The sequence below is a fragment of the Actinosynnema sp. genome (assembly GCF_052038725.1).
Map to the genome: position 1 here is coordinate 1 of NZ_JBQGCX010001417.1, position 8,112 is coordinate 8,112.

Annotated in this window: 6 protein-coding genes and 1 pseudogene; 1 reads left to right on the forward strand and 6 read right to left on the reverse strand. The window is 73.2% G+C overall.

Going from position 1 to position 8,112, the window contains the following annotated elements; all coding sequences use genetic code 11:
- Window positions 1-313: 313 nt before the first annotated feature.
- The 5 genes from ACTUAL_RS29895 to ACTUAL_RS29915 all read right to left on the reverse strand — a co-directional run bounded on the left by ACTUAL_RS29895 (window position 314) and on the right by ACTUAL_RS29915 (window position 6,227).
- Window positions 314-1,189, reverse strand: coding sequence for a hypothetical protein (locus tag ACTUAL_RS29895; RefSeq protein WP_096493351.1), 876 nt, complete (start codon window positions 1,187-1,189; stop codon window positions 314-316).
- Window positions 1,190-1,250: 61 nt separating this feature from the next.
- Window positions 1,251-2,075, reverse strand: coding sequence for a carbohydrate ABC transporter permease (locus ACTUAL_RS29900; protein ID WP_440902583.1), 825 nt, complete (start codon window positions 2,073-2,075; stop codon window positions 1,251-1,253).
- A 16-nt stretch (window positions 2,076-2,091) separates the two neighbouring features.
- On the reverse strand, window positions 2,092-3,039 hold the full coding sequence (locus ACTUAL_RS29905; protein ID WP_440902584.1) for a carbohydrate ABC transporter permease: 948 nt from the start codon (window positions 3,037-3,039) through the stop codon (window positions 2,092-2,094).
- Window positions 3,040-3,046: 7 nt separating this feature from the next.
- Window positions 3,047-4,300 carry an ABC transporter substrate-binding protein gene (locus ACTUAL_RS29910; protein WP_440902585.1) on the reverse strand — a complete coding sequence of 418 codons (1,254 nt, stop codon included), beginning with the start codon at window positions 4,298-4,300 and terminating at the stop codon, window positions 3,047-3,049.
- Window positions 4,301-4,337: 37 nt separating this feature from the next.
- Complete coding sequence (locus tag ACTUAL_RS29915) at window positions 4,338-6,227, reverse strand: glycoside hydrolase family 127 protein (RefSeq protein WP_440902586.1); 1,890 nt, start codon at window positions 6,225-6,227, stop codon at window positions 4,338-4,340.
- A 645-nt stretch (window positions 6,228-6,872) separates the two neighbouring features.
- Between ACTUAL_RS29915 and ACTUAL_RS29920 the strand changes: the two genes are divergently transcribed.
- Window positions 6,873-7,907, forward strand: a complete 1,035-nt coding sequence (locus tag ACTUAL_RS29920; protein WP_096493343.1) for a LacI family DNA-binding transcriptional regulator — start codon at window positions 6,873-6,875, stop codon at window positions 7,905-7,907.
- Here the strand turns inward: ACTUAL_RS29920 and ACTUAL_RS29925 are convergent.
- Window positions 7,888-8,112, reverse strand: a pseudogene (locus ACTUAL_RS29925) (TetR/AcrR family transcriptional regulator); the annotation flags it as partial. The gene ACTUAL_RS29920 and the pseudogene ACTUAL_RS29925 overlap by 20 nt on opposite strands.

Genomic DNA, 8,112 nt, shown 5'->3' on the forward strand with positions numbered 1-8,112 from the left:
GGCCGAGACGCCGACGTCGGCGCGCGCGGCGGCGGTTCCCGGTGCGGCGCGGTCGGTGTCGGCGTGGGCGGTTCCGGTCAGGCCGGGCGCGCCCGCGGCTGCGGCGACGGCGGCGGTCGCGCGCAGGACCGCGCGGCGGGACGTTTGCTGGGGCAGGGACATCTCGCGTCACCTCTCGTGTGACGGGTGGGTGCGGGCGTCCCCGTGCGCGAGCGCGCGGGGACGCCCGCCGTGGTGGGACCGCGGCGGTGGTCCTCCTTGCTCAGGTGGTGGTCGTGCTTCGGTGGCGCCGGGGATCAGGTGGCGCCGGGGGTCAGCGGCCGTAGCGGCTCTTCAGGTGCCGCCACCAGTCGCGCAGCATCCACTTGTCGAACTCGGTGATCGAGGGCGACGAGCCCGCCAGCATGATGAACCCGCCGACCCCGCTGGGCGTCCAGTCGTAGAAGTCGTCGAGCCCGAACGTGTGCCCGATCTCGTGCAGCAGGATCGTGACGTCGTTGCTGTTCAGGCTGTTGACGAAGTACTCGCTGCCCATGCGCTGGCCCCAGTCGCCGCCCGCGCCGCCGCCGAACCCGGAGGTCAGCCACAGCGACTGGTCGTAGTGCCTGGCGACGCCGCCGGGGCAGTTGCGGTACTGGCCGTCGCGGACGAAGAACCGGCCGCACGGCTCGGCGCACTGCGGCGCGTTCTCCCGGATGTTGTTGACGTAGATGTCGACGGAGTTGTCGTTCCACTGCAGGGTGTTGCGGTCGCGCACGGCCCAGCCGACGACCTTGATCGGCACCTCGGCGTACGGCCAGTTGTTGTGCCCGACCATCGCGTCGATCCACTTGCGGTACTGCTGGGCGAGCTTGGCGTGGATGCTGTCGCGCAACGAGGCCGACACGGGCGCCGAGGAGTCCCAGCGCACGCAGAAGTTCAGGTAGCCGCCGTTGGCGAACACCTGGTCCCAGCCGTAGTTGCGGAACCCGTACAGGTCGCCGTAGGTGCTCTCCTGGTGCGACCACACTTGGTTCAGCGGGGTGACCAGGTTCGACGGCGGGCTCCAGGTGGCCGGGTTGGCCGCCGCGGAGACGCCGCCGGTGTCCGGGGCCTCGGCGGCCGAGGCGGTCAGCGGGGTCACCGCCCCTGTCGCCGTGACCACCCCGAGCGCCACCGCCAGGAGGACTCTCTTCCAGGACCGCGTCATTGCGATCATTCCCTTCGTCTTCGGTGGCGGCGGATTCGCGGCGGCGGAAGCTCGTGGCGGGTCAGCCCTTCAGGGCGCCCGAGGTGAAGCCGCGCACGTAGCTGCGCTGCAGGAACGCGAACAGCAGCAGGCACGGCACGGCCATGACCACCACCCCGGCCTCCAGGGCGGCGTAGTCGACGGCGCCGTGGCTGGCGGTGCGCAGGTTGACCACGGCGAGGGTGGTGGTGAACCTGTCGGTGGAGTTGAGCAGGATCAGCGGCGCGAAGAACTCGCTCCACGAGGCCAGGAACGCGAACAGGCCCACGGTGACCAGGCCCGGTCGCACGGCGGGCAGCATGATCCGCAGCAGCGCGCCGAACGAGGTGCAGCCGTCCACGCGCGCGGACTCCTCCAGCTCGACCGGGACGGCCGCGAACGAGTTGCGCATCATGAACACCGAGAACGGCAGCTGGAACGTGGTCAGCACCAGGCTCAGCCCGAGCAGCGAGTCCTCCAGGCCCAGCCAGCCCAGCAGCACGTACAGCGCGATGAGGATGGTCGCGTACGGCACCATCAGGATCGCCAGGGTCAGCAGGAACAACGCGTCCCTGCCGGGGAAGCGGAAGCGGCCGAACGCGTAGCCGCCGAGGGTGGACACGACGAGCGTGCCGCCGACGGTGAGCGCGCTGACGACGGCGCTGTTGAGCACGTGCTGGAACCGGACGCCGTCCTCCGAGGAGAACAGCCTGGCGTAGTTCTCCAGGCCGAACCCGGTGTCCGTGCGCACCGACGCGAAAGCCGCCCACACCAGGGGGAACAGGAACAGCACGGCCAGGGCCGCGCAGGTCAGCCAGTGCGCGCCGAGCGGTCCGCGCTCGGTGTCGTCCACCGCCGGGGTCTTCACCACTGCTCTCCCCCGCTCAGGTCGACCGGCGGCGCAGGACGCCGAGCTGGACGGCGCTCACCGCGACGAGCGCGACGAGCAGGACGACGGAGGTGCCCGCGGCCGAGCCGAGGTCGAAGCGCACGAACGCCTCCCGGTAGATGACCATGACCACCGAGGTGGTGCTGTTGTCCGGGCCGCCCCTGGTGAGGATCCAGAACTGGTCGAACGCCAGCAGCGAGCCGGTGACCAGGATCGTGAGCACCAGCGCGATGGTGGGCCGCATGAGCGGCAGCGTGATGCCCCGGAACGCCTGCCAGCGGGTGGCCCCGTCGACGCGGGCGGCCTCGTAGACGTCGACCGGGATGGCCTGGAGCCCGGTGAGCAGGATCAGCATGGTGAACCCGGCGAAGCGCCACAGCACCAGCAGGACCGCCGAGCCGAGCGCGGACTCCGGGCTGCCGCTGGTCCACGACACGTGCCCGTCCAGCAGGCCCAGCCACGACAGCAGGTCGTCGACGGGGCCGATCTCGTCGCTGAGCAGGCCGAGGAACAGCAGGGAGGCGCTGGCGAAGCCGACGGCCATGGGCAGGTAGTAGGCGGTGCGGAAGAACCCGACGCCGCGCCTGCGCTGCTGCACCAGCAGGGCGAGGCCGAAGGCGACGACGAACAGCAGCACCGTGGTGATCACCGTGTACTTCAGGGTGAACAGCGCGGCGGTGCGCAGCAGGTCGCTGTCGACGGCGCGGGTGTAGTTGTCCGGCGCGTTCAGCGCGGGTTTCCCGAGCAGCGGCCAGCGGTGCAGCGACATCCACGCCACCAGGCCGAGCGGGACGACGAAGAACACCGCCACCACCACCGCGAGCGGTGTGGCGTAGACGATCCCGGTGAGCGCGCGGAGCCTGCGCGCGCGGTGGCGGCGCGGCGGCGGGTCCGGTTCGCGCGCGCCCGCCACCTGGGCGGGGCGGGTGGTCGTGGCGGTCACCTCCGGCTCACCCCTGCCCCAGCGAGGCGGTGATGGCGGTGCTGCCCTCGACGAGCGCCTTGGCCGGATCGGGGCCGAACAGGACGCCGCGCAGCGTGGTCAGCCAGGGGCTCTGCGGGTCGTTGAAGGAGGCGTTGAAGTTGCGCGCGTACGGCGTCCTCCCCTTGGCCACCAGGCTGTTCGCGGTGACCAGGCGCGGGTCGGCGGCGGCGTGCTCGTTGGCGGCCAGGTCGGTGCGGGTCGGCACGTTCTTGCCCTTGGCGACCACGCCCACCTGGGCCTGCTCGGTGGTGGTCCAGGACAGGAAGTCCCAGGCCTGGTCGGCGTGCTCGCTGGTGGCGCCGATGCCGAGCGCGTCGCCGCCGACGAACGTGGACTCGCCGCCGTCCAGGCCGGGGATGGGCGCGAGGCCGACGTCCGCGCCGGACTCGGCGATCTCGCCCAGCCACACCGAGGCCGCCGGCCCGATGCCGACCTCGCCGGTGCGCAGCGCGCCGAGCCAGGTCGGTCCGGCCTCGTCCTTGGACGCGGGCGCGGCGACGCCCTCCTCGTAGAGCGAGCGGTAGACCTCGAAGACCTCGGCCATCTCGGGCGAGTCCAGGGTGGCGCGCTCGCCCTCGTCGTCCAGCACGTCGCCGCCGGAGGCCCACACCGAGGGCCAGAAGGTGAACTCGACGCAGCCGCCGCAGTTGCCGCCGAAGTAGGTTCCGCGCACGTCGCCACCGAGCGCGTGGATCTTCCTGGCGTGGTCGGCGTACTCGCGCAGCGTGGTGGGCGGCTTCTCCGGGTCGAGCCCGGCCTTGCGGTAGAGGTCCTTGTTGTACAGCAGCACCGACAGGTCGATGGTGTGCGGCAGCGCGTAGTTGCGGTCCTCCCAGGTGCCCGCGCGCACGTGCGACGGCGCGAGGTGCTCCCGGTGCTCCAGGCCCTCGAAGCGCTCGGTGATGTCCGTCCACAGGCCCTGGGAGGCGTACTGGGGCGCGAAGACCACGTCGGCGGCGAACAGTTCCGGCAGGGCCCGCGCGCACGCCGCGGAGGCGAGCTTGGCAGGGTACTCCTCGTTGGGGTACGCGGTGACCTCGACATTGGTGGAGTGCGTGGCGTTGTACGCCTCGGCGTAGGCCTTGGACAGCGACTCGGTGGCCGCGCGGGTCCACAGCGTGAGCACGACGTCGCCGTCCTGCCCGGAGCCGCCGCCTGAGCAGGCCGACGCGACGAGCGCGGCGGCGAGCAGGAGGGCAGGTAATCCGGTTCTTCTCACCGATCTCTCCTTTGAGGGCGGTTCGCGGGGGAGGTCGTCAGCCTTGGGGCAGCCAGACGCGCATGGTGGACGGGCCGCCTCGGGCCCAGCGGTGGTACGGCACGAGGGTGAGCGGGGTGCGCGCGCCGCCCGGTGGTTCGGCGGGGGCGCCGTACGGCCACGGCCGGTCCGGCGGGGTGTCGAGGAGCGCTTGCACCACAACGCCCTCCGGTCCGTCGACCGGCCGGGAGGCGGTGTCCACGCGCAGCGGGTCGAGGTCGAGCGCGGCGGACTCCGCGCAGTAGACGACGGGCCCGCGCTCGACGGCGACGCAGCCCCGGACCGCGTCGACGCGCGGGTCGGCGGCGGTGAACCGGGGTCGCACCGGCAGTTCCAGGCGGATCTCCTCGCCCACCACGAAGTTCCGGTGCACCACGACGTCGCCGACCGGCGCGGGGTGGCGGCCGTAGGTGGTGTGCAGCACCGCGCCCTCGGCCCAGCCGGGCACGCGCAGCGTGAGCGACCACGGGCGGTCGTCGGTCTTGGTGACGCGCACGGTGATCACGCCGTCGTCGGGGTAGCGGGTGCGCACCGCCAGCCCCACCTCGCGCCCGTCGGGCAGGGTGGGGGCGAGGTCGGCGTCGGCGTACTGGTGCAGCCGCACGCCCGTGTCGTCGGTGGTCGCGGTGTAGCAGGCCAGGGACGCGAGCAGGCGGGCGAGGTTGGGCAGGCAGCAGGACACCTCGAACCAGGGGGCCCGCGGGCCGCCGCCGAATCCGAGCTGCTCGCGGTCGTCCGGCAGTTCGGCGGTGCGGGTGCGCTGGTGCAGGGTGTTGGCGTAGAAGAAGGACCGGCCGTCGTCGCCGATCGCGGTGGCCACCACGTTGTAGAGGACGCGCTCGATCACGTCGTCGTAGCGGCCGTCGCCGGTGGCCAGCAGCAGCCGCCAGGCCAGCATGATCGTGGCGACGCCCGCGCAGGTCTCGGAGTAGGCGCGGTCGGCCGGGAGGACGAAGTCGTCGCCGAACGCCTCGTCGGTGTGCCGCGAGCCCATGCCGCCGGTCAGGTAGGTGCGGCGGGCGAGGGTGCGGTCGAACTGGGCGGCGACCGCGTCGAGCAGCGCGCGGTCGCCGGTCTCCACGGCGACGTCGACCGCGCCGCAGGCCAGGTACAGGGCGCGCACGGCGTGGCCGTGCATGACCGGGTTGTCCCTGACCGGGGTCTCGTCGCTGAAGTAGGACCAGCCGAACTGGTGCGGCGGCAGGGTTCGGCGACCGCGGCGGGCCACGAACTCGGCGGCCTGGTCGAGGTAGCGGGCCTCGCCGGTGACGCGGTGCAGCTCCACCAGCGCCATCTCGATCTCGGGGTGGCCGCACACGCCGGGGTTGGTGGCGAACTCGGCGCACACGTGGTCGGCGACGCCCCTGGCCACGCGCAGCAGTTCGTCGTCCTCCCCCGCCGTGCGGGCGCGCGCCACGGCGGCCTGCAGGAAGTGCCCGGCGCAGTACAGCTCGTGGCCCCAGGCGAGGTCGCTGTAGCGGGGGCGCTGGCCGGGGCCGCCGAACGCGGTGCCGAGGTAGCCGTCCGGGGACTGCGCGGCGGCGATCGCCGAGGTCAGCTCGGTGATCTGCTTCTCCAGCGCGGGGTTCGGCGCGCGGCCCGCCTCCCAGGACATGGCCTCCAGGAGCTTGTGCACCTCGGAGTCGGAGAACTCGCGGCCCCTGCGGTCGGGCGAGCGGGTGGCGGCGGTGAGGTTGCCGGTCCAGCCGAGGCGGTCCATCCAGGCGCGGGCGTGCGGCAGGGTGGCCTCCGCGTTGACCCGCTGGCGCGTTCCCCAGAACCCGCCCGCGAGCCGCACCTCCGCGAGCCCGAGCGGTCGCAGCGCGCCGCGCGAGGGCACCACGGGGCGACCGCCGACCGCGGTGGTGTCCGGCGACGTGAGGGTCATCGGGTTCCTCCCGCTGGGCCCGCGCGGACCGGCGGGTCCGGTCCTGCGCACCTCACGCACTCTCGCAGCCGAAAACCTTTTCGGCAATGCGCCCGCTGCGCGATCGGCGGATTGTCAGGGGGTGCGCGTCGAACGCCCTACGGTGTTCGAATCGATTGTTCGACAAGGGTTTCCGGGAACGAGGTGGATCGTTCCCCCGGCGGCGCGGGGCGCCCCGGTGATCGACTCGGGCCGCGCGGACCTGCGGCGCGACCGCCGTCCGGTTCGGCGGATCGGCCGCGGGAAAAGGAATTGCGGGCGCTCGCCGTTCCGCTCGGGAGGGCGCTCGGACGGGTGCTCCGATTCGGCGGTACGACGATTCCCGAAGTGGTGGGGACTTCCGGGAACGGCGATTCCGGTGGGAGGGTTGTCGTTCCGATCGGCGCTGGTCGTCCGGCGCGGCGGGGGCGGTTCCCAGGTTTCCCCGATCCGCCACCGCCATGCGACCGCACCGGTTCGGAGTTCGGGAAACCGGGGGGTCGCCGGGCAGTTGCCGATCGGGGGGAACCCTGGGGGCCCGCGCGCTGTCGGACTCCCGGCAAGGGTTTCAGGGGGCGGGTTTCGGCCCGTGCGGGTGCGGGGGCTGGCGATTTCGGAGGCTGGCGAATGGGCAGACGGCGGTCTGGGGCGACGACGCTCAACGACGTGGCGCGGTTGGCGGGCGTGTCGGTGTCGACCGCGTCGAAGGCGATCAACGGGCGCGCCGAGGTCGCGCCCTCCACCCGCGAGCGGGTGCTGCGGGCGGCGGCGGAGCTGTCGTTCCAGCCGAACGCGCTCGCGCGGGGGCTGATCTCGGGGCGCACCAGGACGATCGGGCTGCTGACCGACGAGCTGGGCGGGCGGTTCGCGATCCCCATCCTGCTGGGGGTGGAGAACGCGCTGGCCGACGAGCAGATGTCGGTGCTGCTGTGCGACGCGCGCGGCGACGCGGCGCGGCGGCGGCACTACATCAGCACTCTGCTGGCCAGGCAGGTCGAGGGGTTCATCGTGCTGGGCGACGACAACGACGTGCGGTCGTCGCTGGCCGGGGAGATCCCGGTGCCGGTGGTGTACGTGTACGGCGAGTCCGACTCGCCGGAGGACCTGTCCGTGCTGGCCGACGACGAGGGCGGCGCGCGGCTGGTCGTCGAGCACCTGGTGGCGGTGGGGCGCACGCGCATCGGGCACATCACCGGGCCGCGCACCTACCGCGCGGCACGCGACCGGGCGCACGGGCTGCGGCAGGCGCTGACCGACCGGGGGCTGCCGCAGTCCGGAGGGGCGACGATGCACGGCGACTGGTCGCAGCGGTGGGGCAGGCAGGCGGCGCGGCTGCTGCTGGAGCGCGCGCCGGACACCGACGCGGTGTTCTGCGGCAACGACCAGATCGCGGTGGGGGTGGCCGACGCGCTGCACGAGCTGGGGCACCGGGTGCCGGGGGACGTGGCGGTGGTGGGGTACGACAACTGGGAGGAGTTCGCCACCGACTGCCGACCGCCGCTGACCACGGTGGACCTCGACCTGGAGCACATGGGCACGGTCGCGGCGCGCCTGCTGTTCCGGGCGCTGGAGGGCACGCGGCCGAGCGGGGTGGTGCGGCACCCGTGCAGGCTCGTGGTGCGCGAGTCGACGACGGGGACGATCACGCTCCCCGAGGGCTGATCCCGGCGACCGCGAGGTCGAGCAGCCGCGCCGCCGAGGCCGCCGGGTCGGGGTGGTGCTCGGTGGCGAGGGCGATGCCGGTGACCAGGTCGAGCAGGTCGGCCGAGGTGGTGCCGGGCGTGAGCGAGTCGGCGGCGCGGGCGACCAGGGTGGCGCCCGCGCCGAGCAGCCGGTCGGACGCGCAGGTCTCGCGCAGCACCTCGAA